The organism is Nonomuraea rubra, assembly GCF_014207985.1.
In the GTDB taxonomy this organism is placed as follows: domain Bacteria; phylum Actinomycetota; class Actinomycetes; order Streptosporangiales; family Streptosporangiaceae; genus Nonomuraea; species Nonomuraea rubra.
This window is the reverse complement of record NZ_JACHMI010000001.1, coordinates 12,190,487-12,216,783: the sequence shown is the minus strand read 5'-3', so window position 1 is coordinate 12,216,783 and position 26,297 is coordinate 12,190,487. Positions and strand designations below refer to the sequence as shown.

Annotated in this window: 23 protein-coding genes; 10 read left to right on the top strand and 13 right to left on the bottom strand. The window is 70.8% G+C overall.

Annotated features, from left to right (window positions below):
• Positions 1-51: 51 nt before the first annotated feature.
• Entirely contained in the window at positions 52-462 is a 411-nt protein-coding gene (locus tag HD593_RS56550; RefSeq protein WP_221525432.1) for a DUF3151 domain-containing protein, read from the bottom strand.
• A 34-nt stretch (positions 463-496) separates the two neighbouring features.
• Entirely contained in the window at positions 497-1,519 is a 1,023-nt protein-coding gene (fbaA, locus tag HD593_RS56545) for a class II fructose-bisphosphate aldolase (RefSeq protein WP_185111056.1), read from the bottom strand.
• Positions 1,520-1,648: 129 nt separating this feature from the next.
• On the opposite strand from fbaA, the gene HD593_RS56540 reads away from it, so the two are divergent.
• The gene (locus HD593_RS56540; protein ID WP_312904394.1) at positions 1,649-2,362 is read left to right on the top strand and encodes a DedA family protein; all 714 of its coding nucleotides are present in this window, start codon (positions 1,649-1,651) and stop codon (positions 2,360-2,362) included.
• A gap of 58 nt (positions 2,363-2,420) precedes the next feature.
• A complete protein-coding gene (locus HD593_RS56535; RefSeq protein ID WP_185111053.1) occupies positions 2,421-2,855 on the top strand; it encodes a hypothetical protein in 435 nt (144 codons plus the stop codon).
• Between the two features lie 7 nt (positions 2,856-2,862).
• Here the strand turns inward: HD593_RS56535 and pyrE are convergent, their stop codons facing one another.
• Positions 2,863-3,396 (bottom strand): orotate phosphoribosyltransferase, encoded by a 534-nt coding sequence (pyrE, locus tag HD593_RS56530; RefSeq protein ID WP_185111051.1) that lies wholly within the window; start codon positions 3,394-3,396, stop codon positions 2,863-2,865.
• A 43-nt stretch (positions 3,397-3,439) separates the two neighbouring features.
• Positions 3,440-4,129 carry a hypothetical protein gene (locus tag HD593_RS56525; RefSeq protein WP_185111050.1) on the bottom strand — a complete coding sequence of 230 codons (690 nt, stop codon included), beginning with the start codon at positions 4,127-4,129 and terminating at the stop codon, positions 3,440-3,442.
• Positions 4,130-4,240: 111 nt separating this feature from the next.
• Here HD593_RS56525 and HD593_RS56520 point away from each other — a divergent pair, with 111 nt between their 5' ends.
• Together HD593_RS56520 and HD593_RS56515 are read left to right on the top strand one after the other, a co-directional pair.
• Positions 4,241-6,586 carry a sigma-70 family RNA polymerase sigma factor gene (locus tag HD593_RS56520; RefSeq protein ID WP_185111049.1) on the top strand — a complete coding sequence of 782 codons (2,346 nt, stop codon included), beginning with the start codon at positions 4,241-4,243 and terminating at the stop codon, positions 6,584-6,586.
• 186 nt (positions 6,587-6,772) lie between these two features.
• The gene (locus HD593_RS56515; RefSeq protein ID WP_185112715.1) at positions 6,773-7,999 is read left to right on the top strand and encodes an NYN domain-containing protein; all 1,227 of its coding nucleotides are present in this window, start codon (positions 6,773-6,775) and stop codon (positions 7,997-7,999) included.
• Positions 8,000-8,279: 280 nt separating this feature from the next.
• Here the strand turns inward: HD593_RS56515 and HD593_RS56510 are convergent, their stop codons facing one another.
• A complete protein-coding gene (locus HD593_RS56510; protein WP_185111047.1) occupies positions 8,280-8,909 on the bottom strand; it encodes a response regulator in 630 nt (209 codons plus the stop codon).
• A 3-nt stretch (positions 8,910-8,912) separates the two neighbouring features.
• Positions 8,913-13,094, bottom strand: coding sequence for a HAMP domain-containing protein (locus HD593_RS56505; RefSeq protein ID WP_185111045.1), 4,182 nt, complete (start codon positions 13,092-13,094; stop codon positions 8,913-8,915).
• Positions 13,095-13,566: 472 nt separating this feature from the next.
• Here HD593_RS56505 and HD593_RS56500 point away from each other — a divergent pair, with 472 nt between their 5' ends.
• A complete protein-coding gene (locus HD593_RS56500; protein ID WP_185111043.1) occupies positions 13,567-14,757 on the top strand; it encodes a PP2C family protein-serine/threonine phosphatase in 1,191 nt (396 codons plus the stop codon).
• Positions 14,758-14,870: 113 nt separating this feature from the next.
• On the opposite strand, the gene HD593_RS56495 is transcribed toward HD593_RS56500, so the two are convergent.
• The 3 genes from HD593_RS56495 to rho form a co-directional block, all read right to left on the bottom strand.
• Entirely contained in the window at positions 14,871-16,637 is a 1,767-nt protein-coding gene (locus HD593_RS56495; protein WP_185111042.1) for a S9 family peptidase, read from the bottom strand.
• A 144-nt stretch (positions 16,638-16,781) separates the two neighbouring features.
• Positions 16,782-17,816 (bottom strand): putative RNA methyltransferase, encoded by a 1,035-nt coding sequence (locus HD593_RS56490; protein WP_185111040.1) that lies wholly within the window; start codon positions 17,814-17,816, stop codon positions 16,782-16,784.
• Positions 17,817-17,844: 28 nt separating this feature from the next.
• Positions 17,845-18,954 carry a transcription termination factor Rho gene (gene rho, locus HD593_RS56485; RefSeq protein WP_185111038.1) on the bottom strand — a complete coding sequence of 370 codons (1,110 nt, stop codon included), beginning with the start codon at positions 18,952-18,954 and terminating at the stop codon, positions 17,845-17,847.
• 418 nt (positions 18,955-19,372) lie between these two features.
• Between rho and HD593_RS56480 the strand changes: the two genes are divergently transcribed.
• From HD593_RS56480 to HD593_RS56470, 3 genes are read left to right on the top strand one after another with little or no spacing between them, the layout of a single operon-like run.
• A complete protein-coding gene (locus HD593_RS56480) occupies positions 19,373-19,516 on the top strand; it encodes a hypothetical protein (RefSeq protein ID WP_185111036.1) in 144 nt (47 codons plus the stop codon).
• Between the two features lie 23 nt (positions 19,517-19,539).
• Complete coding sequence (locus HD593_RS56475) at positions 19,540-20,280, top strand: MBL fold metallo-hydrolase (protein WP_246547282.1); 741 nt, start codon at positions 19,540-19,542, stop codon at positions 20,278-20,280.
• Between the two features lie 25 nt (positions 20,281-20,305).
• The gene (locus HD593_RS56470; RefSeq protein WP_185111034.1) at positions 20,306-21,169 is read left to right on the top strand and encodes a TolB family protein; all 864 of its coding nucleotides are present in this window, start codon (positions 20,306-20,308) and stop codon (positions 21,167-21,169) included.
• Positions 21,170-21,172: 3 nt separating this feature from the next.
• Here the strand turns inward: HD593_RS56470 and HD593_RS56465 are convergent, their stop codons facing one another.
• A complete protein-coding gene (locus tag HD593_RS56465; protein WP_185111032.1) occupies positions 21,173-23,074 on the bottom strand; it encodes a sensor histidine kinase in 1,902 nt (633 codons plus the stop codon).
• Between the two features lie 62 nt (positions 23,075-23,136).
• Here HD593_RS56465 and HD593_RS56460 point away from each other — a divergent pair, with 62 nt between their 5' ends.
• Positions 23,137-23,565, top strand: a complete 429-nt coding sequence (locus HD593_RS56460) for a hypothetical protein (protein ID WP_312904393.1) — start codon at positions 23,137-23,139, stop codon at positions 23,563-23,565.
• Here the strand turns inward: HD593_RS56460 and HD593_RS56455 are convergent.
• A complete protein-coding gene (locus tag HD593_RS56455; protein ID WP_185111030.1) occupies positions 23,562-23,936 on the bottom strand; it encodes a hypothetical protein in 375 nt (124 codons plus the stop codon). The two genes, HD593_RS56460 and HD593_RS56455, sit on opposite strands and share 4 nt — an antisense overlap.
• A 73-nt stretch (positions 23,937-24,009) precedes the next feature.
• Between HD593_RS56455 and HD593_RS56450 the strand changes: the two genes are divergently transcribed.
• A complete protein-coding gene (locus HD593_RS56450; RefSeq protein ID WP_185111028.1) occupies positions 24,010-24,537 on the top strand; it encodes a DUF6886 family protein in 528 nt (175 codons plus the stop codon).
• On the opposite strand, the gene HD593_RS56445 is transcribed toward HD593_RS56450, so the two are convergent.
• Together HD593_RS56445 and HD593_RS56440 are read right to left on the bottom strand one after the other, a co-directional pair.
• The gene (locus tag HD593_RS56445) at positions 24,512-25,477 is read right to left on the bottom strand and encodes a ketopantoate reductase family protein (RefSeq protein ID WP_185111027.1); all 966 of its coding nucleotides are present in this window, start codon (positions 25,475-25,477) and stop codon (positions 24,512-24,514) included. The two genes, HD593_RS56450 and HD593_RS56445, sit on opposite strands and share 26 nt — an antisense overlap.
• Before the next feature lie 19 nt (positions 25,478-25,496).
• Positions 25,497-26,228: a glycosyltransferase family 2 protein gene (locus tag HD593_RS56440; protein WP_185111025.1), complete on the bottom strand. Its 732-nt coding sequence runs from the start codon at positions 26,226-26,228 to the stop codon at positions 25,497-25,499.
• Positions 26,229-26,297: the final 69 nt, after the last annotated feature.

The following is a 26,297-nucleotide window of genomic DNA, read 5'->3' as shown; positions in this document are numbered from 1 at the left end:
AGGGGCTCTTGCGTAGAGAGACTACCCGAACGTGCCTATTCGTCCCAAGGGCTAGCCCTTGGTCAGCGCGTCGTACCCGCTCTCGGTGCTGTCCTTGAGGAACTGCAGGCACCGCTCGGCCTCGTCCTTCTCGCCGATCGCCTGCGCCGCCCTGGACAGGGCGTACAGGCAGCGCAGGAACCCCCGGTTCGGCTCGTGCTCCCACGGGATGGGGCCGTGCCCCTTCCAGCCGTTGCGGCGGAGCGCGTCGAGCCCGCGGTGGTAACCGGTGCGGGCGAAGGCATAGGAGGTCACGGCGTGCCCCTGGGCGAAGTACTCCTCCGCGAGAGCGGCCCAGGCCGCCGGGTGGGCGGGGAAACGGGCGGCCACGTCGGAGGCCTTGACACCCGACTCCAGCGCCTCCCTGGCCTCGGGCAGGTCCGGCAGGTGAGTCGGGGGCGGCCCGGCGAGAAGGTTATCCATAGGACAAGTCATACCCGCCGGGCCGCTGAACTGGCTAGGAGATCTTCGTCCCAGCGCTCTTCAGGCTCTGGCACGCCTCCACCACGCGGGCGGCCATCCCGGCCTCGGCGGCCTTGCCGTACGAGCGGGGGTCGTAGGTCTTCTTGTTGCCGACGTCGCCGTCGACCTTGAGCACGCCGTCATAGTTCTTGAACATGTGCTCCGCGATCGGGCGGGTGAAGGCGTACTGCGTGTCGGTGTCGACGTTCATCTTGACGACGCCGTACGAGATGGCCTCGTGGATCTCCTCCAGCAGCGAGCCGGAGCCGCCGTGGAAGACCAGGTCGAACGGCTTCTCCTTGCCGTACTTGGCGCCCACCGCGTCCTGGATCTCCTTCAGCACGCTCGGCCGCAGCTTGACGTGACCCGGCTTGTAGACGCCGTGCACGTTGCCGAACGTGGCGGCCAGCATGTAGCGGCCCCTGTCGCCGATGCCCACGGCCTCGGCCGTGGCCAGCGCGTCCTCGGCCGTCGTGTAGAGCTTCTCGTTGATCTCGCCGACGACGCCGTCCTCCTCGCCGCCGACGACGCCGATCTCCATCTCCATGATGATCCGCGCCCTGGCGCACTTGTCCAGGAGCTCCTTGGCGATCTCCAGGTTCTCGTCCAGCAGGACGGCCGAGCCGTCCCACATGTGCGACTGGAAGAGCGGGTCGAGGCCCCTCGACACCCGTTCCAGGGAGATGTCGATCAACGGCCGCATGAAGCCGTCGAGCTTGTCCTTCGGGCAGTGGTCGGTGTGCAGCGCCACCGTGACGGGATACTTGGCGGCCACCACCCTCGCGTACTCCGCCAGCGCCGTCGCGCCCGTGACCATGTCCTTGACCGTCGTCCCTGACAGGAACTCCGCGCCACCCGTCGAGACCTGCACGATGCCGTCGCTCTCCGCCTCCGCGAAGCCGCGCAGGGCGGCGTTCAGCGTCTGCGAGGACGTCACGTTGATCGCCGGATACGCGAATCCACCGGCCTTGGCCCGGTCGAGCATCTCAGCGTAGATCTCCGGAGTCGCAATAGGCATGATTCATCTCCCTGAGAAGTTGCGGCTGCGCGCCAGGGCCCAGTATTCCGGCTCCCTACCCGCTCGGGTAGAGACAACGCGTCCTTGTTGGTCATGTCCCTCACGCCGGGTACAGGTAGGCTCCTCGTCGTGGACTGGCTTCTGAATCTCCTCGACCCCACCTGGTGGCTGACGATTTTGGGCGCGTTCGCCACCATCGGCGTGCTCGCGATCATCTTCGCCGAGACGGGTCTGCTGCTCGGGTTCTTCCTGCCCGGCGACTCGCTGCTGGTGGCGGCGGGGATTTTCAGCTCGGCCTCGGTCGCCAAGGGAATGGGCATCGAGCCCCTCTCCTTCCCCGTCCTGCTGATCGGCACCCCCTTGTGCGCGATCGCCGGCGCGCAACTCGGACATTTCCTCGGAGCGCGATTCGGCCGCAAACTCTTCGACAAACCGGAATCGCGGTTGTTCAAGCGGGAGCACGTGCTGCGGGCCGAGGTGTTCTTCGAGAAGTTCGGTCCCGCCAAGGCGGTGATTCTGGCCAGGTTCGTGCCAATCGTGCGCACGTTCATGAATCCCGTCGCGGGCGTGCTGGAGATGACCTCCAAGCGCTTCTTCCTGTGGAACGTCGTCGGCGGCATCGTCTGGGTCGAAGGGCTCATCCTGCTCGGCCACTTCCTCGGCGGCCAGGTCGACCCCAAGCAGATCGACCGCTACATCCTTCCCGGCGTCTTCCTGATCGTGGTCATCTCGCTGATCCCGATCTTCGTCGAGGCCGTCAAGCACCGCCGCGCCGCCAAGTCCCTCCCGATCCCCAACGGCAAGCACCACCGCGTCCCGCCCAGCTTCGACGGCGAGTTCTGACCGGAGCCCCGCGGGAACGCACGGCGACGGCGGATCACCGCAAGGTACGCTGCCCCCTGTGGGACGCCACAGGTCAGATCCGATGGGCCTCGCCCGATTAGCGCTCGCCGTCCTGGCGGTGGGAGCCGTGGTGACGCTCCTGGTCATCGGCGGTCGCGCGCTCCTCGACCTCTTGGACGCGCCGCCTCCCGACCGCGAGTCCGCGACCGCGCCCGCCACCGGCACGGCCACCGGCCCGGCTTCCTCCGCGCAGGTCCCCACCGTGCGCATCGAGTGCGTCGCCGAGACCTGCCCCCTCGTCACGGTCCGCGTGCCGGGGGGTGACGTGCTGCAGCACCGGGAGATGAGCCGGGGCGAGGAGGTCCGCTACTTCGAGCCCGAGCTCGACGTCGTCCTCAGCGACGCGGGCACGGTCCGCGTCACGGAGAACGGCGTCCCCCGCGCCCAGGGCGCGGCCGGCGCCCGCGAGGCCTTCACCGTCCGCGGCAGGTGACCACGGGTCAGAGGCCAAGGTCCTCCAGGGTGTAGGCCGTCCGGTACTCCAGCCCCTCGCCCTCGACCCGCTCCCGAGCACCCCGGTCGACGATCGTCGCCACGGCCACCACCTCGGCCCCGGCCTCCCGCAACGCCTCCACGGCGGTCAGCGGCGAGCCGCCGGTGGTGGAGGTGTCCTCCACGGCGAGCACCCGGCGCCCCTTCACCTCGGGCCCTTCGATGCGCCGCTGCATCCCATGGGCCTTCTGCGCCTTCCGCACCACGAACGCGTCCAGCTCCCGCCCCCGGGCCGCCGCCGCGTGCAACATCGCGACCGCGACCGGGTCGGCGCCCATCGTGAGCCCGCCCACCGCCTCGTAGTCGAGATCGGCCGTGAGGTCGAGCATCACGCTGCCGACGAGGGGCGCGGCGACGCCGTCGAGCGTGATCCGGCGCAGGTCGAGGTAGAAGTCCGCCTCCTTGCCCGACGAGAGCGTGACCTTGCCGTGGACGATGGCCTTGTTCTTGATCTCGGCCAGCAGGTTGTCGCGATCAGTCATGCGTCCAAGCTTAGGGCCGCCGCCGTCGCGGCCCCGGTCCCCGTCACGAGCCCATGCTCCTGATCAGCGCCAGCGCCTGCCCGTACGCCTTCGGCAACGGCCGTACCCGCACCCGGGGTCTGTGCCCGTACAGGATCTCGGAGTCGCGCAGCCGCGCGACCTTCCCGCTCAGCTCGCCGTCCATCCGCGTCACGGCCCCCACCCGCACGGGCCCCAGCAGCGCCAGCGTCTCGTCCCCTGGGAAGGCCCGCCGCAGCGCGGTGGCCAGGTTGAGAGCGGCGGCGAGGCGTTCTGCCAGGTCCTCGGGGGGATCCGGCGGCTCGGCGGCCACCAGGCACGTCCCCCTGGCCGTGCCGCGGTAGAGCTGCGCCAGCCTGGTACGCAGGTACGCCGCCGTGACCAGCCCCGTCAGCGGGTCCTCGCAGTGCAGCTCCCCGAGCGGCGCGAAGCCGTGCTCGGCCCAGCCGGTCGCGAACGAGCGCAGCGCGGCGAACGGCGGCCCGCCCGCGCCGGTGACGGCGAACAGGGCGGCGAGGTCGTTCATGCCCTCGGCGACGCCGACGCCGGCACCGGCCCGGGCCGCGCCCAGCGCCCAGCACGCCTGCGGCAGGTCGCAGGTGCCGCGCACCGCCTTGAGCACGACCTCCACCTCGGGCGTCCACCAGTCCTCCGCCAGCGACCAGCCCGCCGCCATGCTCCTGTGACGCCAGCGCGACAGCACGTCCGCCTCCATCCGTCCCCCTCCGTCGGATCTCCCCGGGAGTAAAGACGCGTGCGCGGTTTAGTCATGACGGGGAATGCGGAATGATTGCGCGGGGCAACCCCGTGTAATCGTGAGGTCACTATGGGTGTCGAATCGCCGCAAAGCGATGCAGATCTGCTTCAAGCGGTCCGAGAGGGCAACGCCGCCGCGTACGGGGAGCTCTACGAGCGCCACGTCGCGGCGGCGCGCGCGCTCGCCCGGCAGCTCGTCAGGGGCGCCGAGGTCGAGGACGTCGTGGCGGAGTCGTTCACGAAGATCCTCGACCTGGTGGGCAGGGGCGGCGGGCCCGACTCCGGCTTCCGCACCTACCTGCTCACGGTGGTGCGGCGCACGGTCTACGACCGTTCCAGGGTCGAGAGCCGCCAGGTGACCACGGGCGAGATCGAGCTGTACGACCCGGGCGTGCCCTTCGTCGACCCCGCGCTGGTCGGGCTGGAGAAGTCGCTGATCGCCAGGGCGTACCTGTCGCTGCCCGAGCGCTGGCGGGCCGTGCTGTGGCACACCGAGGTCGAGCGGGCCAGGCCGGCCGACGTGGCGCCGCTGCTCGGCCTGTCGGCCAATGGCGTGGCCGCGCTGGCGTACCGGGCCAGGGAAGGGCTGCGGCAGGCGTACCTGCAGATGCACCTGGGCTCGCCGCCGCAGCACGACTGCCGGCCCGTGCTGGGCAAGCTGGGCGCGTACGTGCGGGGCGGGCTGGCCAGGCGCGACTCCAAGGCGGTGGACGAGCACGTCAGCGCGTGCGAGGAGTGCCACGGGGTGCTGCTGGAGCTGACCGACGTCAACCGCGGGCTGCGCGTCATGGTCGGGCCGCTGATCGCGGGCCCGCTCTTCGGCGGGTACGCCGCGGCGCTGGCCAGGCCGGGAGCCGTGGGCGCGGGCGGCGCGCTGCGGCTGCTGCGCCGGCTGCGGCGGGTGCCGAGGCAGCAGCAGGTGGCGGTGGCCGGCGGCACGGTGGCGGTGACGGCGGCCGTGCTGGCCTCGCTGCTGCTGGTCTCCGACGAGAAGCCGGTCGTGCGGCCACCCGCGATCACGCCGGTCGCGCAGCCGCCCGCGTCGGTCGCGCCGGTCCCGGTGCCCGTGCCGGTGCCGCTGCCGACCCAGCGGCCCGCGCAGGTGCCGCCTCCGGCCAAGAAGGACAAGCCGGGCAAGGCGCGGCTGCGGGCCACGATCGACGCGCTCGGCTCCCTCGTCCGCGCCCAGCCGGGCATCGTCGGCATCCGCCTGCGCAACTATGGCGAGAGCGCCACCGAGGAGCTGGCGGCCCAGGTGGACCTGCCCGACGGCGTCACCCTTGTCCCCCCGGCGCGGCGCGGCCACAGCGCAGCGCTGCTCGCCCCCGTCGGCACGGTCGACGGCTGGGCCTGCCGCCCGGTCAGCGGCGGCGCCCGGTGCGCCAGGGAGCCGCTGCAGGCGGGGCAGGGCACGGCGGTGTTCCTGCGGGTGCTGGTGGCCGACGAGGCGCCGCAGGGCGCGGGGCCCGCCGTCCGCATCGCCGCCGGCTCGCTGCGGCTCCAGGCCAGGGCCGAGGAGGGCGTACGGACCTCCGGCGCGCCCGCCAGGTTCGCCACCGACGGGAAGGTGGCGGTCAGGGCGGTCGGCAACACGCTGCTGAGCTGCCCGGCCGAGCGCGCGGGCTGCTCGGAGGCCAGGCGCAGGCAGGGCACGCAGCGTGACAACGACCTGTGGCCGATGACCGCGCTCGACCAGGACGAGCGGCCCGACACCACCTCGTCCAGCGGGGCGGAGCTGTCCCTGCCGAAGGGCAGCCAGGTCGTCTGGGCGGGCCTGTACTGGTCGGCGGCCGACGACGAGGCCGGGCCGATCAAGCTCAGGCCGCCGGGGCGGCGCAAGTACCTCACGGTCCAGCCGGGCGAGGTGACGATGCGCGAGCTGCCGCTGGGCCCCGTCTACCAGGCGTTCGCCGACGTGAGCCGGCTGGTCGGCGACGTACGCAGGAACGGCACCTGGTGGGCGGCCGACATCCCGATGAAGGCGGGCGTCTCGCGGCACGCCGGATGGAGCCTGGTGCTGATCGTCACCGATCCGGCGGAGCCGTACAGCCAGGCCGTGGTGCTCGACACGGCCACCGTGGTCGGCGGCCCGATGCGGCGGGTGCGGATGCCGCTGGGCGGGCTGAGCCCGGCGGCCTCGCCCGCCCGGGTCGAGCTGGTCACCTGGGAGGGCGACGCCGATCTCAAGGGCGACAAGGTCTCGCTCGGCTCCGGCGCCCTCGCCCCGGGCGGCGGCGACCGCGATCCGGCCAACGTCTTCGACGGGTCGTCGAACGGCGTGGCGGGGATGACGTTCGGCACGGACGTCGATACGGTCGGCGCTGAGCTCGGGGTGGATCCCGGGCTGACGATCGTCACGGACAAGGACGTGGTCCTGTTCGGAGTGGCCGCGCTGAGCGTGCGGGCGCGATCGTGACCGTGAATGGGACAAACTGGTACGGTCCGGCTAAGACGTCAGGCGCTACGGCGAGCCGGAGCCGAATCGTCGGGATTAACCCTCGCGCGATCACCTGCTTTCATTACCCTGAGAGAGGGCCGCCGAGTCCGGTCTCTGACGGTGCAGAGCCAGCAAGGTCGGACCACCAGGAAAGGGGCGGTGTCAGTGGATCGCTGCGCGCTGTTCGTGGACGCTGGCTATCTGCTGGCTGATGGAGCCATGGCCGTGCACGGCACGCGTCATCGCGAGGCGGTCTCCTGGGACTATCCCGGGCTGCTGCAGCTGATGACCAGCCTGTCGCGCGAGCGCACGGGGCTGCCGCTGCTGCGGTGCTACTGGTACGAGGCGACGGTCGAGGGCCGGCGCACGCCGGAGCACGACGCGCTGGCCGACATCCCCGGGCTCAAGCTCAGGCTGTCCCGCATCCGGCCGGGCAGGCGCGAGGGCGTCGACGCCCAGGTCCACCGCGACCTGATGACGCTCGCCCGCAACAACGCCATCTGCGACGCCGTCGTGGTCAGCGGCGACGAGGACCTGGCCCAGGTCGTGTGCGACGCGCAGGACCTCGGCATCAGGGTGAGCGTCATCCACATCGCGGCCGACGGCGGCTGGGCCGTCTCGCGGTCGCTGCGCCAGGAGTGCGACGACCTGGTGGAGCTGGGAGCGGCCCACCTGCGGCCGTACGTCAGCCTGCTCAGCGGCGTCTCCGAGTCCTCCAACGGCCACCACCAGCCGATCAGCAACGGGCACTCCACGCCCTCGCTGCCGCCGGCGCAGCCGCAGTCCCTGCCGCCGGCCTCGATGCCGAGCTCGCTGCCCACCTCGCTGCCGCAGAGCTCCAGCGGCGGCAGCCACGCCGCGCCCTCGTCCTCCGGCAACGGCCAGTCCTCCGGCCTGTCGCGCGGGCAGTCGTCCACGCCGCCGTCGCTGCCGTCGTACACCGGCTACCAGGCCGAGCAGCCGTCGTCGCCGCCGCCCTCCGCTCCCGTCACCGGGCCGATCCAGGCGCAGCCCCAGCAGTCCAGCCCGACCACCGGCCAGTTCTCCGCGCCGTCGAGCGGCACGTACCAGCCGTCGCAGCTGGGCCCGTACACCGGCCCGCAGCCCGCGCCCGTCACTCCGCCCGCCGCCGCCACGGCGGGGGCCACCACGCTGGCCGACGCCGTCAAGGCCGCGCACCGCGAGGGGCACGACTTCGGCGAGTCGGTGGCCCGCGACGCGCCCGCGCTGTGGCTGGAGGCGGTGCTGGCCCGCAAGCCCCGCATGCCGTCGGACCTGGAGGCCCGGCTGCTGCAGGGCTCGTCACTGCCGATCGACTTCCTGCTGCACGACGAGGTACGCCACGCGCTGCGGCGCGGCTTCTGGGACGCTTTGGAACGCGCCCGCCACTGACCGGTTCCACGTACGCCCTCATCAGCGCACCGCATAGCTTCCGAACAACGGCTCCAGGAGCTCGAACACCCGGCAGGCCGCCACCACCCGCGGCACCGGCCCCAGATCCCCGTCTCCCGTGCCAGGCCGCCTCCATGAAGACTCTCCTGAGCGCGGCGAGCGCGGACTCGCCAGGCTCCCTGCCGGCCACGACCCCGCTCCGCTGACGACCCCGAAGCCTACGGGCGGCCACATGAATCACCCCCGGGCGGACACGGGTCCCGGGGGTGGTGCGGCGAGATCAGGAGAGCGCGTCGAACCCGGCGCGCAAATGACTCAGGCGATCGGTCAGATCGGTCAGCGGTACGGCCAGAGCGGGGTCCTGCGACTTGCGGGCCAGCTCCCTGACCCTGGCCAGCTCGTCCTCCACCGCCGTCAGCCGCCGCGACAGCTCGGGCAGCACGGACGCGTGGTCGCCCGCCCCCGGCGGCAGCTCACCGCTGAGGCGGTCGCGGAGCATCGACGCCTGTTCGGCCAGGCGCTTGTTCATGTTGTACAGCTCGGTGAACACCGACACCTTCGCCCGCAGCACCCACGGGTCGAACGGCTTGGTCAGGTAGTCCACCGCGCCCGCCGCGTAGCCGCGGAAGGCGTAGTCGGGAGCGCTGTCCACCACGGTCAGGAAGATGATCGGGATGTTACGGGTACGCTCCCGCCGCTTGATGTGCGCGGCGGTCTCGAAGCCGTCCATGCCGGGCATCCGCACGTCCAGCAGGATGAGCGCGAACTCGGTGTTGAGCAGCGCCTTGAGCGCCTCCTCACCCGACCTGGCACGCACGGGCACCAGGTCGAGCGAGCTGAGGATGGCTTCGAGGGCGATCAGGTTCTCCTCGCGGTCATCGACGAGGAGGATCTTGGCACGATCCGGCATCGATCACGACCCTTCGGGCGACGAGGCTGACGAGTCGGACGCGGAGCCCCTGCCGCGGCTGAGCCAGCCGCGCAGCCGTTCGAGCAGGCGATCCACGTCGACCGGCTTGGGCACGTAGTCGGACGCGCCCGAGGCGATGGACTTCTCCCGATCGCCCCGCATGACCTTGGCGGTCAGCGCGATGATCGGCAGATCGGCGAACTGGGGCATCCGGCGGATGGCCGACGTCGTGGCCCATCCGTCCATTTCCGGCATCATGATGTCCATCAGCACGAGCGCGACATCCTCGTTGCGTTCGAGCTGCTCGATGCCCTCCCGTCCGTTCTCAGCGTAGACCACGGTGGAGCCGTGCCGCTCCAGCACGCTGGTCAGCGCGAAGACGTTGCGGATGTCGTCGTCCACGATGAGGATCTTGGCGCCGCTCAGCGGGTCGTCGCCCTGCCACTGGCTGGGCGTCTCCACCGGCGGCTCGACCAGCTCGGGCAGCGGCAGGTCGAGCGGCAGCGGCGGCTCGGGCGCGGTCGACGGCTCCTCGCTCGGCGGCGTCATGAGCTGCCTGCGCGCGGTGCCCGCGTCGGTCGCGGCCAGCGGGCCGGTGTACGAGGCCGGCAGGTAGAGCGTGAACGTGCTGCCCTTGCCCAGCTCGCTGTCCACGTGGATCTCGCCGCCGAGCAGCCGGGCGATGTCGCGGCAGATCGCCAGGCCCAGGCCCGTGCCGCCGTACTTCCTGCTCGTCGTGCCGTCGGCCTGCCTGAACGCCTCGAAGATGACCTCGCGCTTGTCGGGCGCGATGCCGATGCCGGTGTCGATCACCTGGAACGCCAGCAGGTCGGTGGAGTCGTGCAGGCTGTCGTCGTCGAAGTCGACCCCCGGAGGAGCCATCGAGACGCGCAGCTTGACCTCTCCGCGAGGGGTGAACTTCACCGCGTTGGACAGCAGGTTGCGCAGCACCTGCTGCAGGCGCTGCTCGTCGGCGCGCAGCTCGTGCGGCACCTCCGGCTCGACGTCCGCGGTGAACGACAGCCCCTTGTCCTGCGCCAGCGGCGCGAACGCGGCCTCCAGCAGGTCCACCATCTTCGGCAGCGACACCTGGATCGGATGGATGTCCATCCGGCCAGCCTCGACCTTGGACAGGTCGAGCATGTCGTTGATGAGCTGCAGCAGCGCCGAGCCCGCGCTGTGGATCGTGCGGGCGAACTCGACCTGCTGCGAGGTCAGGTTGCCCTCGGCGTTCTCGGTCAGCAGCTTGGCCAGCACCAGCAGGCTGTTGAGCGGCGTGCGCAGCTCGTGCGACATGTTCGCGAGGAACTCGGACTTGTAGCGCGAGGAGACCGCGAGCTGCTCCGCGCGCTCCTCCAGCGTGCGGCGGGCCTGCTCGATCTGGAAGTTCTGGATCTCGATCGCGCGGTTCTGCTTGGCCAGCAGCGCCGCCTTGTCCTCCAGCTCGGCGTTGGACCTGCGCAGCTCCTCCTGCTGGCGCTGCAGCTCGTCGGAGCGCTCCTGCAGCTCGCGGGTGAGCCGCTGGGACTCGGTGAGCAGGTCTTCCGTGCGGGAGTTGGCGATGATCGTGTTCATCGTGACGCCGATGGTCTCGACGAGCTGCGTCAGGAAGTCGAGGTGCACCTCGCCGAACGGGGTGAAGGAGGCCAGCTCCAGCACGCCGAGCACGCGGTTCTCGAACAGGATCGGCAGCACCACGATCTGCGCGGGCGTGGACCGGCTGAGCCCGCTGTCGATGGTGATGAACTGCGGCGGCACGTCGTCCAGCACGATGTGCCGGCCCTCGCTGGCCGCCTGCCCGACGATGCCCTCGCCGAACTCGAAGCGCTGGCGCGGCCCCCGGTCGGGGCGTACGCCGTAGCCGCCGATGAGGATGAGATTGCGCTCGTGCTCGGGCTCGATGCTGTAGAAGGCGCCGTAGCGGGCCGACACCAGCGGCGTCAGCTCGCTCATCGTGAGCTTGGCCACTTCCAGCAGGTCGCGGTGGCCCTGCATGAGCCGGGAGATGCGGGCCAGGTTGGACTTCAGCCAGTCCTGCTCCTGGTTGGCCTGCGTGGTCTCGCGCAGGCTGCCCACCATCGAGTTGATGTTGTCCTTCAGCTCCGCCAGCTCGCCCTGGGCGTCGATGGCGATGGACCGGGTCAGGTCGCCGCGCGCCACGGCGCTGGTCACGGTCGCGATGGCGCGGATCTGCGTGGTGAGGCTGCCGGCCAGCTCGTTGACGCTCTCGGTGAGCCGCTTCCAGGTGCCCTCGACGCCCTCGACCCGGGCCTGGCCGCCGAGCTGCCCCTCGGTGCCCACCTCGCGGGCCACGCGGGTGACCTCGGAGGCGAACGACGAGAGCTGGTCCACCATCCGGTTGACGGTCGTCTTGAGGGCGAGGATCTCGCCCTGCGCGTTCACGTCGATCTTGCGGGTGAGGTCGCCGTTGGCGACCGCGGTGGTCACCTCGGCGATGTTGCGCACCTGGTACGTCAGGTTGTTGGCCATCGAGTTGACGTTGTCGGTGAGGTCCTTCCAGACGCCCGACACGCCCTTCACCCTGGCCTGGCCGCCGAGCTGCCCCTCCGTGCCCACTTCACGGGCCACGCGGGTGACCTCGTCGGCGAAGGACGAGAGCTGGTCCACCATCGTGTTGAGGGTGTCCTTGAGCTGCAGCATCTCGCCCTGGGCGTCAACGGTGATCTTCTTCGACAGGTTGCCCTGCGCCACCGCGGACGACACGGCCGCGATCTGGCGCACCTGCGAGGTGAGGTTGTTGGCCATCGAGTTGACGTTGTCGGTGAGGTCCTTCCAGACGCCCGACACGCCGCGCACCTGCGCCTGGCCGCCGAGCTGCCCCTCGGTGCCCACCTCGCGGGCGACTCGGGTGACCTCGGAGGCGAACGACGAGAGCTGCTCGACCATCGTGTTCATGGTGGACTTGAGCTCCAGGATCTCGCCCTGTGCGTCCACGTCGATCTTGCGGGTGAGGTCGCCGTTGGCCACCGCCGTGGTGACCTGGGCGATGTTGCGCACCTGGTACGTCAGGTTGCGTGCCATGGAGTTGACGTTGTCAGTCAGGTCCTTCCAGACCCCGGACACGCCCTTGACCTCGGCCCGGCCGCCCAGCTTGCCCTCGGTGCCCACCTCGCGGGCCACGCGGGTGACCTCGTCGGCGAAGGACGAGAGCTGGTCGACCATCGTGTTGAGGGTGTCCTTCAGCTGAAGGATCTCGCCTTGCGCGTCAACGGTGATCTTCTTTGACAAATTGCCCTGGGCCACCGCCGTCGCCACGGTCGCGATACTTCGTACCTGCGAGGTGAGGTTGTTGGCCATGAAGTTGACGTTGTCGGTGAGGTCCTTCCAGACCCCCGACACGCCGGTCACCTGCGCCTGGCCGCCGAGCTGGCCCTCGGTGCCGACCTCGCGGGCGACCCTGGTCACCTCCTCGGCGAACCCGGAGAGCTGGTCGACCATCGTGTTGACGGTGTTCTTCAGCTCGAACATCTCGCCCACGGCGTCGACCGTCACCTTGCGGCTCAGGTCGCCCTTGGCCACCGCCGTGGTCACCACGGCGATGTCGCGGACCTGCGCCGCCACGCGGGACGACATCGTGTTCACGGCCTCGGTGAGGTCGCGCCAGCTTCCCGACATGCCGCGCAGGTTGGCGCTGCCGCCCAGCCGCCCCTCGGTGCCCGCCTCGCGCGCGACCCTCGTGACCTCGGAGTTGAACAGGGCGAGCTGGTCCACCATGCCGTTGATGGCCTTGCCGAGGCGGCGTACCTCGCCCCGCGCCGAGCGGTCGAGGTCGATGCGCCGTGACAGGTCGCCCTTGGCCACCGCGTCGATGACGTCGGCCGCGCCGCTCACCGGGCTCACCAGGGCGTCGATCAGCATGTTGACCGACTCGACGCTCTCCGCCCACGCGCCGACCCCCGGCCCGGGTGTCAGCCGCTCGCCGAAGCGGCCTTCCTTGACGACTTCTTTACGCACGCGGGTCAGCTCGTTGGCGAGGTGCTCGCGGCGATCGGCCACCTCGTTCAGCAGCAACCGCACCTCGCTGAGGATGCCAGGAGGCGCATGAGGAACCCGACGCCGGAAGTCGCCGTCACGCCAAGAGAAGAGAGTCTCCAGGATGGGCACGAGATCCGACTCGGTGTAAGTCCTCTCCTCTGGGCTTAGTGCGGCCTTGGCCGTGGTCATGGGGCCTCCTTCACTCGTCGCTGCCGCACGGCGAGTGATTCAAGTCTGTCACGATGAGTAGCTCGTAGTCCTGTCCTTGGATTTACCCCAAGTCAGCGGGAAGTGTGGTAGGCACGTTGGGATGACTGCTTCTCCCCATGCGGTGCTCGCTGCGACGTTCGCGCCCGGCGAGACCGCTGTGACGGCTGCGATGAGGTTCACGCGCGAGGTGATGACCGCGTGGGCCACCGGCGGCGTGCTCCATACTGCAGAACAGGTCGCCGCGGATCTGGCCGAGCAGGTCGCTGACGAGCCGTTTGAGGTGATTTGGAAGCATTTCGGGGACGCAGTCCAGGTGGAGTTGCGCCAGCGAAACCTCTCCCAGAGCGATCCGAAGGCTCCTTCCGTCAACGTCGAGGAGTGGGGAGTCACCTTTGCGGGCGATTCCCGTGTCCATTGGGCAAGGCTCACGCTACCTGGCTCCGCTGACCGGGTGGCAGCCGAATGGCTGGAGGAGAGCAGCCGCGGGCCGCACTGGCTGGGGTTCCTGGCCGACGCGAGTGACCTGCTGGCGGGCACGCTCGACCCCGACATGGTGCCGGCGATCATCGCCCAGGTGGTGGTGCCGCGGCTGTCGAGCTGGTGCGCCGTCTACACCTCCGACAACTCCGGGCCGCTGCGGCTGGTCTACCTCTGGCACGCCGACGAGGCCAGGATCGACGGCCTGCGCGAGCAGCTCGCGGACATGGACGTCGACGCCGCCGACACGCGCGTGACCTCCATGATCCACCTGCCCGAGTCGCAGGTGCTCGCCGTGCCGCTGACGGCGCGCGGCCGCGGCCTCGGCATGATGTGCCTGGGCCGGCCCGACCGCTTCCCCGACGAGGTCATCCAGTTCGCCGAGGACATCGGCAGGCGCGCCGCGCTGGCCACGGACAACGCCAGGCTCTACGCGCAGCAGGCCGCCGCCAACCGCGCCCTGCAGCGCAGCCTGCTCCCGCCGAACGAGCCCGAGGTGCCCGGTCTCGACTACGGCGTCATCTACGAGCCCGCCGGCGAGGCCAACGAGGTCGGCGGCGACTTCTACGACCTGTTCAAGGCGGGCGACGACTCCTGGCGCTTCGCCATCGGCGACGTCTGCGGCACCGGCCCCGAGGCCGCCGCCGTGACCGGCCTGGCCCGCCACACGCTGCGCCTGCTGGCTCGCGAGGGCTACGGCGTGGCGGCCGTGCTCGGCCGGCTCAACCAGGCGATCCTGGAGGAGGGCGAGCGGGCGAGGTTCCTCACGCTGCTGCACGGCGACATCACGCCCGTGCCCGACGGGCTGGAGGTGCGGCTCGTCTCCGCCGGGCACCCCGAGGCGCTGCGGCTCAAGCCGAGCGGCAAGGTCGAGGCGGTGACCACGCCGCAGTCGTTGCTGGGGGTCTTCCACGAGGTCGTCTTCGAGGCCGACACCGTGCATCTCGACCACGGCGACGTGCTGCTGGCCGTGACCGACGGGGTGACCGAGCGGCGCTCCGGCGGGCGGCTGCTCGACGACGACGGCGGGCTGGCCAAGCTGCTGGCCGAGTGCGCCGGGTTGTCGGCCAGGGCCGTGGCCGAGCGCATCCGCAGGGGCGCCGCGGAGTTCGCCTCCGAGCCGAGCGCCGACGACCTGGCGATCGTGGTGCTGCGCGCCCGCTGAGCTGCTGGTCAAGGTGCGCCTTTCGGGCTGACTACGGGTGGCGAGATGATGACAGGCGCGCTGGCCGAGCGTCAAGGGCCGTAGTCAGGAACGGTTTCAGAGCGTGACAAGTGTCACGGCGCACCCACGTGCTTGCGGGCGAAGTCGAGCTGCAGCGCCGTCTGCGCGATCCGCTCGGAGACCACGAGGGAGCCCCGGATGGCGTCGTAGGTGTAGACCTCGTGGTGGCGGCCGTGCTCTTCGAGCTTGGTGACGTACTTCTCGATCTGGCGCAGCGGGCAGCGCGTGTCGTTCTCGCCCGCGAGGATCAGCAGCGGGCTCTTGACCTGGTCGACGTAGGTGATCGGGGAGCTGGCCGCGTACCGCTCGGGCTGCTCCTCGGGCGAGCCGCCGAGCAGCGCGCGATGGTAGGCGCGCAGGCTCTCCGCCTCGTCCTCGTACGAGGTCTGGTGGCAGGCGATCGGCACCGCGGCGATGCCGCACGCCCACAGGTCGGGCTGGGTGCCGAGGCCGAGCAGCGTCAGGTAGCCGCCCCACGCCGTGCCGGCCAGCACGGTCTTGCCGGGGTCGGCGATGCCGTGGTCCACCACCCACTGCCGCACGGCCGCCACGTCGGCCAGCTCGATGTGCCCCACGTCGCCGTGCAGCGCGTCGCGCCAGGCCGAGCCGTAGCCGGTCGAGCCCCGGTAGTTGGCCCGGACCACCGCGAACCCGGCGTCCACCCAGGCCGCCACCGTCGGGGAGAACGCGTCGCGGTCGTGCGCCGTCGGGCCGCCGTGCAGCAGGAAGACCGTCGGGTAGGGGGCCGCGCCGAACTCGGGCTTGGAGACCAGCGCGTGGATGCGGCCGCCCTCGCCCTCCACGTCGATGTCCTCCACCGGGACGCTCGGGGGCGCAGGCGGGCCGATGGGGTTGACCACGACCTGGCCGTTGCTCGACCGGACGACCGGCGGGCGCGAGGCGCTGGACCAGGAGTACTCGACGTGGCCGCCGGGCCGCGGCGTGGCCTCGTCGATCACGCCGTGCGGCGTCTCGATGGGGGTCAGGCCGCCGCCGCGGAGGTCGTAGCGGTGCAGGTAGCTGCGGGCGCGGTCGTCGCGCAGGATGAGCAGGCCGCGGCCGTCGTCGTACCACTCGGCGTCCAGGTCGCCCGCGTCGCGCAGCCAGATCTCGCGCTGCTCGCCCGTCACCGGGTCCCAGACCAGGGGCTCCTGGCGCCGGCGGCGCTCGTGCAGGGCCAGCAGGCGGCGGTCGCCGACGATCGGGGCGAAGCTGAGGCCGACCACGCCCTTGGCGGGGCCGTCGTGCAGCTCGCCGACGACGTGGCCGTTCTCGCGTACGACGCGCAGCGCCGGGTGCCGGAAGTCGCCGTACTCGCCGTGGTTGATGGCGATGAGGGAGCCGTCGAGCGACATGGCGGCCACCCAGGCGGCCTCGGTGTGCTCGTACAGCGTCTCGGCCGGCTGGCCGGGGCGTACCAGGTGGATGCGGAACGTGCCCTCGCCGGCCAGGCTGATCGCCGCGACGCCGGTCGTGGACAGCGCGATGCCGCCGGGCTGGCCCGGCGGCAGGCCGGGGGCGATCGGCTCGTCGGGGCCGCCGGTGAACGGCTGGCGCCACCACCCGCCGTACTCGTCGCCGTCGGTGTCGGCGAACCAGTAGATCCACTGGCCGGTGGGGTCGATCGCGGCGTACGCGGTGCCCTTGGGCTGGTCGGTGACCTGGCGGGTGGCGCCGGTCACGCGGTCCCACGCGTAGACCTCCCACTTGCCCGTGCCGTTGGAGCGGTAGACGGCGCGGTTCGGGGCCTGGCGCGCCCAGGACGGCAGCGTCATGCGCGACGCCCGGAACCTGGCCTGCCAGCGTTCCTCCGCCTTCATCCGGCGCGCCCCCTCCCGTTGATGTCCCGCGCCTCCGGGCCCGGGATGCCGTCCAGTATTGCGCCTGTGCCGGGGAAATACTCCGATAATGTGGGGGAATTTCGGACTAAATGCCCCATCAGTAACACCAGTCGCACAGGTCCGTCAAGGAACAGGTCTTGATCGCTGTGCCGGCTCGAAGATAGACAGATGAAACGCGGCGCGCGTTACTACTTTTTGCTGTCCATTCGCGACATTTCGGGAGACAAATGCGGCGATACGCTCATCGAGCGTGTTCGCCTGGTGATGCCACGCACTCGGCCCCATCCCGACCACCTGGGCGATCTCGCCGGGCCCCAGCTCCATCTCGAACTCGATCGAGCGCCGCCCGGTCTCGGCGAACCCCTCCAGGCTCCGGGCCACCCTGCGCTCCTTCTCCTCGTCGACGGAGAGCAGCCCGAGCTCCTCGACCAGCGGGCTGAGATGCCCGGGCGCCGGGGTGACGACCACCGCCGCGCCTCCCGGCCGCAGAACGCGCCGGAATTCGGGCCCGTTCCTGGGCGCGAAAACATCGATCACCACATCAGCCACCCCGCTCCTGATCGGAAGCGGGCGCCACACGTCGGCCACGAACGCCCCTGCCCTGGGATGCACCCGCGCCGCCCGGCGTACAGCGTGCTTCGACACATCGAACGCCATCCCGATGCCATCGTTCACCGCGTTGAGCACGGCCGCCAGGTAGTGCCCGGTGCCCGCGCCCGCGTCGACGATCACCGGTGCGGTCCTGCCCTCCGCGCGGTGGCCCTCGACGCCTTCCGGCTCCCGCCCGCCGCCCGCAGGCGCCGCGCCGGAACCGGCCTCCACTTCAGCCCCACGGTACGCCCTCAACTCCGCGCCGTCATTGGTTTCCGTAGAGGACTCATGTTTTCCTGGAACGTTCTCCAGGTGTGCCCGTACGGCCTGCGCCACCGCGTCCGCCAGCGGGGCGTAGTGGCCCCGGTCGAGGAAGGCCGCCCTGGCGGCCACCATCTCGGTGGTGTCGGCGGTGCCCGGCTGCCCGGAGCCGGTGAGGAGGCTCACATAGCCCTGCTTGGCCACGTCGAAGCTGTGGTTGCCGGCGCATCGCAGGGTCGCCGCCACCAGGCGCAGATCGGCGCCGCAGACGGGGCAGATGAGGTAATCGACGATGTCAGCCAGCATGGGGCCCATTGTGGTGCACGGCCGGCGGTCAGGCGGCGTTGGCCGCTTCCAGGAGGAAGGCGGCGTTGGAGGGGGTGGAGCGGAGCTTGTCCACGAGGATCTCGAGGCCCTGCTGCTTCTCCAGCGACGTCAGCATGCGGCGCAGCCGCCACACCACCTGCTGCTCGGCGGAGTGCATGAGGATCTCCTCGCGCCTGGTGCCCGAGGCGTCGAGGTCCACGGCGGGGAAGAGGCGGCGTTCCGCCAGCTCGCGGACGAGGTGCAGCTCCATGTTCCCCGTCCCCTTGAACTCCTCGTACAGGTTGTTGTCCATCCGCGACCCCGTGTCCACCAGGGCCGTGGCGAGGATGGTCAGGGAGCCGCCGCCCTCGACGTTGCGCGCGGCGCCGAAGAAGCGCTTGGGCGGGTAGAGCGCCCGGGCGTCGATGCCGCCCGTGAGGACGCGCCCGCCGGGCGGCGTGAGGTTGTTGTAGGCCCGGCCCAGCCGCGTCAGCGAGTCGAGCAGCACGACCACGTCACGCCCCGACTCCACGAGGCGCTTGGCGCGCTCGATGGCCAGCTCGGCGAGCGCGGCGTGGTCGCGGTCGGGGTGGTCGAAGGTCGAGGAGAAGACCTCGCCCGCGATGGTGGCGCGCATCTCGGTGACCTCCTCCGGCCGCTCGCCCACCAGCAGCACCATGAGGTGCACTTCGGGGTTGTTGCGGGCGATCCCGGCGGCCAGCGCCTGGAGGACCATGGTCTTGCCGGCCTTGGGCGGCGCCACGATGAGGCCGCGCTGCCCCTTGCCGATGGGCGCGAACAGGTCGATGACGCGCGTGCTGAGCGACTCCGTCTCGATGGTGAGCCGCTCGGTCGGATGTACGGGGGTGAGCCGGTCGAACGCGGGCCGGTCACGCCACGACGTGGCGCCGTTGACCGACTCGACCCGGACCAGCTTGTTCCCGTCGAAGGACGCGGTGACGTGGTCACCGGGACGCAGGTCCCACTGGCGTACCTTCTCGGGGGTCAGGCGTACGTCGCCAGGCCCCGGCAGGTGGCCGGCCCGGATGAACGCGGACTTGTCGCGTATGTCCAGAAGCCCCGCCACGTGGCGGACCGGAGCGGCGGCACGCTGCTCAGGAATGGTGTGCACAGACATGATGAGCCCCTTTGGGGGAGATGCGCCGGAGCCTCGGACGAGGACCGGCGAGGTGATGAAGAAAGGCGGCCATGCCCTGCGCGGAAGGAGGGCCGGGGCCGGACTTGGAAGATCAAGCGGAGCTGGAGCTCGACGCTTGGTGGCAAGATACCACACCGTCCGACCCATACAACGCCTAGCCCTCTTGGGCTATTCCTGGACGGTAATCGGCGCTTCGCCCGCGAATCCGGGGCCCGCCGCGTGACAATGTTCTTCTCGGCAACGTGCAGCGAGGAAAATTACCGCGCCCCGGTGTGCCGAGCAGCACAGAGCCCCCGTCGATGCAGCGTCATCGTGTCAAGTGGCATGCAGGGTCCCTGCAACTCGGTGAGGGTTCCATAGGGACGAAACAGAGAAACCTCCTTGGGGGAGCACCATCATGAAGACCGTCAACTGCCCGCGGTGCCACCACGAGCTGGACGAAGGCCCGATCATGTACCGGTGCGCGAACTGCCGCCGCGCCGTCTACGCCGCCGACCTCGAGAACGAGTACGTTCCCGCCGCCCAGCCTGTCGCCGCCTGATCCGGCCCGCCTAATCTGGCTGGATGCCGCATCAACCGATAACCGTGTCCGGCGTCGAGGTGACACCGCTCTGCGACGCCGTCGGCCCCATGGGACCGGCCATCCGCCGCCCGCCGGCCGAGCTGTTCCCCGGCTCCGGGCTCCCCGACGAGCCGTGGATCCTGCACTTCCACTGCTACCTGATCCGCGACGCGGCCGACCGGCTGACGCTGGTCGACACCGGCATCGGCGGCACGGACTCGCCCGCGTCGAGCTGGGCGCCCGTTCCCGGCACGCTGGCCGGTGAGCTGGCCGCCGCGGGGGCCGACCCCGCCGAGATCGGCACCGTCGTCCTGACGCACCTGCACAGCGACCACGCCTCGGGCGCGGTCGCCGATGGCCGCCCGATGTTCGTCAACGCCCGCTACGTGGTTCAGCGGGCCGACCTGGACGCCGCGCGAGGGCCGGTGCTCGACGACGTGGTCACCGTGATCAAGGCCCAGCTCCAGGTCATCGAGGGCGACGCCGAGGTGGCGCCGGGCGTGCACGTGCACCACACCCCCGGCCACACCCCTGGCCACCAGATCGCCAGGGTGGGCGAGGTGGCCATGACCGGTGACCTGATCCTGCACCCGGCGCAGCTCGCCGACCCGGCCGTCCCGTACGCCTACGACGACGACGTGGAGACGGCCACCCGCACCAGGACCGAGGTGCTGGCCGCGCTCAGGGCCGAGCGGGCGATCCTGGCCACCGCGCACTTCAGCGAGCCGTTCCTGCGTCTGTGATCAGTTTCGGGCAGCATGTCGTGCCATGAAGATTCTTGTCGTGGCAGGGGCCGGGGTGCTCCTGACCACCGCGCTCCCCGCGTCGGCCACCGCGCCCGAGCTGTCCGGGGCCGCCGTCTACGCCGGCGCCTCCGACAACCAGCTCAGCAGGTACGAGGGCGGCGCGTGGAGCACGATCGCCAAGCCCGGCTCCATGCCCCAGTACGCCGCCTCCCCTGACGGCAGGAAGGCGGCCTGGGTGACGACCAGCGGCCGGCTCCAGGTCAGGAGCGGCGGCAGGACCACCACGATCGTCAGCGGCCTCCAGGGCGCCACGCCGTGCCTGACGCCGGTCTGGTCCGCCGACTCGACGCGGGTGGCCTACACCCAGGGCGGCGACACGATCATGTCCGTCAAGGCCGACGGGAGCGGGGCGCCGCGCAAGCTGGGCAGGTCGGCCGGCGTGTGCCACCTCGCCTGGTCGGCGGACGGCCGGTACGTCGCGGGTTACACCGGCGAGGCGAACGCCCTGTACCGGCTCGACGTCAAGACCGGCAAGGCGGTCAGGGCCAAGGGCGTCACGTGGATCACCCACGTGCAGAGCCTGTCGCCGAACGGCCGCAACGCCGTCGTGGAGGTCCCCGCCAACCCCGAGACACTGGGCGACGGGAGCTGGCCGGCCGCGTTCAAGCCGGTCCTGCTCGACCTGGTGACCGGCAAGAAGCGCGCGCCCGCGGTCAAGGGCAAGCTGCTCGGCGCACTGTACCTCAAGGACGGGCGGCTGGTCGTCCGGGTCGCCGGCGCCTCGCACAACACGCTGGTCGTGCTCGACGGCGCCGGCAAGGAGGTCCAGCGGATCGCCGAGCCCGCCAAGGCGAAGAAGCAGGCGCTGCTGCAGGTCCTGCCCTGAGCCCTACCTCCCGGCCAGCGCCGGCTGGTCGGCCAGCAGGGCGGCCGGCAGGGCCACCGTCGCGGTCAGGCCACCGTACGGCGAGGGCACCAGGGCGACCCTGATGCCGTGCCTGGCCGCGAGCCTGGAGACGACGAAGAGGCCGAGCCGGTCGCTCTGCGCCAGGTCGAACTCGGGGGTGTCGGTCAGCCGGTCGTTCAGCTCGTCCAGCTCGGCGCGCGGCAGGCCGAGGCCGCGGTCCTCCACCTCCACGACCAGGCCGTGCGGCGTGGCGGAGCTGCGTACGTCCACCCTGGTCTGCGGCGGCGAGAAGAGGGTGGCGTTCTCGATCAGCTCGGCCATCAGGTGGGCCACGTCGGTGACCGCCGAGCCGAGCAGCGCCACGGGCGGCGGCTGCACGACCTCCACCCGCTCGTACTCCTCGACCTCGGCCACGGCGGCGCGCAGCACGTCGAGGATCGGCACGGGGTTGCGCCAGCCGCGGCCGGGCGCCTGGTCCGACAGGATGATCAGGCTCTCGGCGTGCCTGCGCATGCGCGTGGTCAGGTGGTCGAGCTTGAACAGGTCCGCCAGCGTCTCCGGCGCCTCCGTGGCCCGCTCCATGCTGTCGAGCTGCAGGAGCTGCCGGTGCAGCAGCGACTGGTTGCGCCTGGCCAGGTTCACGAAGACCTGGCTGACGCCGTGGCGCAGCCTGGCCTGGTCGACGGCGGCCTCGACGGCCGTGGACTGCACGTCGTTGAAGGCGCGTACGATGTCGGCCACCTCGGAGGTGTGCGCCTTGACCTCCAGCGGCGCCACCTCGGCCGACGTCGGCGGCTCGGTGTTGGTGCGCAGCCGCTTGACCAGCCCGGCCAGCCGCACCTCGGCCAGCTCCGTGGCCGCGTCACGCAGCGCGGCCAGCTCGCGGACCAGGCGCTTGCGGAAGCGCAGCGACAGCAGGATCGAGGCGACGACGGCGATGAGGCCCACGCCGCCCGCCACGCCGATCTTGACGAGCATGCCGATGGCGGTCGGCGTCACCCGGCTCACGATGCCCTGGGTGGCCTTGGCCTGGTTGCGCTCGACGGCTACCCACAGGTTCTGGGCGTCGATGGGCCAGGTGGCCGCGCCCGCGGGCAGCCCGTTGACGGCCGCCTGCCCCCTGATGGCGTCCTCGGCCCGCAGGAACTCCTGGTAGACCGGCGCGTCGGCGAGCTTCCCGTACGGCCCGCGCAGGTCGCCGTCCAGGTGTGACAGCGCCTGGGAGAACAGCAGCCGCCTGGTCGCCACCATCCCCGTGAACGACTCGCGCTCGCGCGGCTCGACCCGGCCCCTGGCCAGCACGATCGCGATCACCGCCCGCTCCCTGGAGAGCACCTCCTTGGCCTCGCCGAGCATGGTCACCGCGCGGGCCTGCTGGTAGAGGGCCATGTCGGGGACCAGGACCATGGAGTCGTACATGCGGAATGAGGCGTCCACGATCTGGCTGTAGCCGTCGATGACGTCGAGCGGGGCGACGAGCGTGCCGTCCACCTCCTTGCGCACGTCGGAGAGCTGGTCGAGCTTGACGTTCAGCGCGTTGAGCTGGGTGCTCATCTCAGGTGTCAGGTCGCGCAGGTTCCCTGTCAGCGTGCGCAGGGTCTTCACCGCCCGGTCGGTCCTGCCGCGCTGCGCGGCCAGGTCGTCCGCGCCCTGCCCGGTCACCATGAACTCCACGGAGGCCAGCCGCTCGTTCTGCAGCTCGATGTTGACGGTCTCCGACGGTTGCGCCAAGTTGGTCGCCAGGTCGTTGATCGCGAGCAGGCGCATGCCGGCGCCGCCGGTCAGCCCGGCCGCGAACGCCCACAGGCCCACCAGGGAGAGCAGCGGGACCAGCAGGAGGATGAGAAGTTTCAGCGCGATGGGGCGGCCACGCGTGGGGGACATGCGACCTCCGGGTGCATGATGAGATCGCCTCGCAGAGTACACCCCCCTTTGGAAGGATTTCTGTGCGTCTTCCGCGTTCTTTCTCCGGCTGGACCATCGCGGTCTTCGGCTTCCTCGCCTTCGCGCTGGGCCTGCTCGGGCTGATCTCGCCCGACACGCTGCTGGCCATGCTGGGATTCGAGGTGCTCGACGTGCGTCCCGCCGGCGACTACACGCTGGTCTACATGGCCGCCAGCTCGATGGCGGCCGTGAACATGGGCGTCTACTACCTGTTCGCCGCCTCGCACGACTACACCCCGTTCTTCCGCTGGACCGTGCCTTTCAGGCTCGTCACGTTCGCGGTGTTCACCACGCTGGTGCTGACGGGTGCGGCGCCGGGCAAGTTCTTCGGCGTCGGGCTCTGGGAGGGGCTGGGAGCGGTGATCACCGGATTCGCGCTCTGGCGCGAGGGCAAGCTGATGCCCCAGCGCCAGAGCGCGAACGCGGTCTAGCGGCGCTCGTCGCTGCCGGCGACGAGACGGTCACCGGAGTGGTCGCCGTGCGCGGGCCCGTTCGTGTGCTCGCGTTCCAGCTTCCGCTCCAGGTCCCGCTTCTCGTCCTCCAACCGGGCCACCCGGTCCGAGGCCTCGGCCCTGGCGCTGCGCAGCCGGCGGCGTTGCCTGGCGGTCCTGCGCGAACCCGAGCCCAGCAACCAGACGCCCAGCAGGAGTACGGCCGAGGCGGCCGCCCCCGCGAGGAACATCTCCACGTGGTTGGGCTCGAAGGTGTAGCCGAACAGGATGTACCTGGCGCTCTCCTCGGTGAGCACCAGAGCGATACCAGCGCCGGCGAGCAGGATCAGGAGTACTCCCAGTATGATCATCCAACTCACCCCTTGTCGAAAGAGGCGTTTCTCCTGCCCGTAGATCGGCGGGGTATGCGCGATGATGGCGTTCATGAGACCCGAGCCGGGCCAGGTCCTGCACTTCTCCGAAGACCCGACGATCGAGCGCTTCGTGCCGCACGTGGCGGTGACGAGCGTACGGAGCGAGCCGTACGTGTGGGCGGTCGGCTACGAGCGCTGCCCCGACTACTGGTTCCCCAGAGCGTGCCCGCGCGCGATGGCGTGGGTCGGGCCGCGTACCACCAAGGAGGACACGGCCCGGATCATCGGCGCGGGCTGCGGCGAGCGGGTGCACGCCATCGAGTACTGCTGGCTGAAGGCGTTGATGGAGGTGCGCCTGTTCGCCTACCGCCTGCCGGCCGCCGGGTTCGCGCCGATCGGCGAGCCGCCGCACGCCGTGGTCTCCACGACGCCCGTGGTGCCGCTGGGGCCGCCCGAGCCGGTGGGCGACCTGTTCGAGCTGCACGAGCAGGCGGGGATCCAGCTCAGGGTGCTCGACAACCTGTGGCCGTTCTGGAACGAGGTGACGGCCAGCAGCCTGGAGTTCAGCGGGATCAGGCTGCGGAACGCGCGGCGATGAGGGCCTGGAGGGTCTCCAGCGGCATCGAGCCCGGCGGCAGCTTCTCGCGGGCGGCCCTGTTGGCCTCGCGCCGCAGTGTCTCGTTGACCGGCGTGGGCAGCCCGTGCTCGCGGCCCATCAGGACGATCTCGCCGTTGAGGTAGTCGGCCTCGATCGAGCCCGCGCCCCTGGCCAGGCTCTGCCACGACGAGCCGCCGCCGCGGTCCACGCCCTCGATGGGGCGCGCGTCGACCTTGTGCCCGCGTACCTCGGCCTCCTCCTCGGGGGTGGCGTACGCGATGCCGGCGTGCTCCAGCACGGCCCTGGCCTCGGCCCTGGCGCGCTCGACCACCTCGGGCAGGCCGGGCACGTGGCCGAGGAGCGCCTCGGCGGCGTTGCCCAGGTTGCCGAGGAGCTTGGCGTACTTCCAGCGCATCACGTCCGGAACGGCCCGGCCGACGAGGCCGCGCTTGCTCAGGTCGTCGGCGATGCGTGCCGCGAGCCCGTCGTCCACAGCCTGTGGATAGCGGCCGACGTGCAGCATGCCGGAGTAGGGGTGGGCGTGGGCGGCGATGACGCCGGGCTGGGGGATCTGTGCGGGCAACCACACGCACATGCCGTAGACGTGCTCGAACCGCCGCAGGACCATGCGCTCGTTGGCCACGCCGTTCTGGGCGCACACCACGGGCAGGTCGGCCGGCCAGGGGTCCAGCGCGGCGATCGTGTCCTGCGACTTGGTCGCCAGGATGAGCACGTCGTCATCGCGCGTGGGCACGGGGCCGTCGGCGGCGGGGATGTCCAGGGTCTCGGAGGATTCGGGGGTGATCAGTCGCAGGCCGTCACGCTTGAGAGCCTCGTAGTGGGCTCCTCTCGCGATGAGGAGAACCTCGTGCCCGCCCTGAAACAGGCGGGCCCCGATGGTTCCCCCGACTGCTCCTGCTCCGATCACTATGTAGCGCATTGTTCGAGGATGTCACTCCCTACTTGGCGAGTGCCACTTGGGCCTGCGCGGTGGTCACGGCGGCGCCGCGCGAGCGCTCGCGCCAGATCGTCCTGAGCACCCGCCAGCCGTCGCGCACCGCGTTCAGGTTGCTGACGCCGTGGATGCGGGAGCGCTCGTGGCTGGGGACCTCGCGGATGACGAGGCCGGCCTGGGCGGCGCGGACGTTCATCAGGGTCTCGATCTCGAAGCCGTCGCAGTCGAGGTCGAGGGCGTCGAGGTGGCGGGCCCAGAAGGCGTTGTAGCCGTAGCAGAGGTCGGTGTAGCGGGTGCCGTAGAGGAAGTTGGTGAGCCCGGTCAGGACCTTGTTGCCGAGCGAGCGGATCGGACTGAGGTCGTCCGAGCCGCCACCAGGGGCGTACCTGGAGCCCTTGGCGAAGTCGGCGCCGTTCACCAGCGTGGCGACGAAGGAACGGATCTCGCGGCCGTCGGTGGAGCCGTCGGCGTCGATCATGACGATGATGTCGCCCCGGGCGGCCTGGAAGCCCTCGATGAGGGCGTTGCCCTTGCCGCGCCGGCTCTGCACGACGACCCGGAGGTCGGGGCGCAGCCTTCGCGCGACGGCGATCGTGTCGTCGGTCGAGTTGCCGTCCACGAGGATGACCTCGTCGATCCACTCGGGCAGCGTTGCGAAGACGTGGGGAAGGTTCTCGGCCTCGTTCATCGCGGGGACGATGACACTGACGCTGGCGGCGAAAGGCTGCTTGTTCATGTCACCAAGGTTCTCCGTGACGCATGCAAGCCGCTTAACAGCTCCTTGCATAGATCATGCGTATGGCGA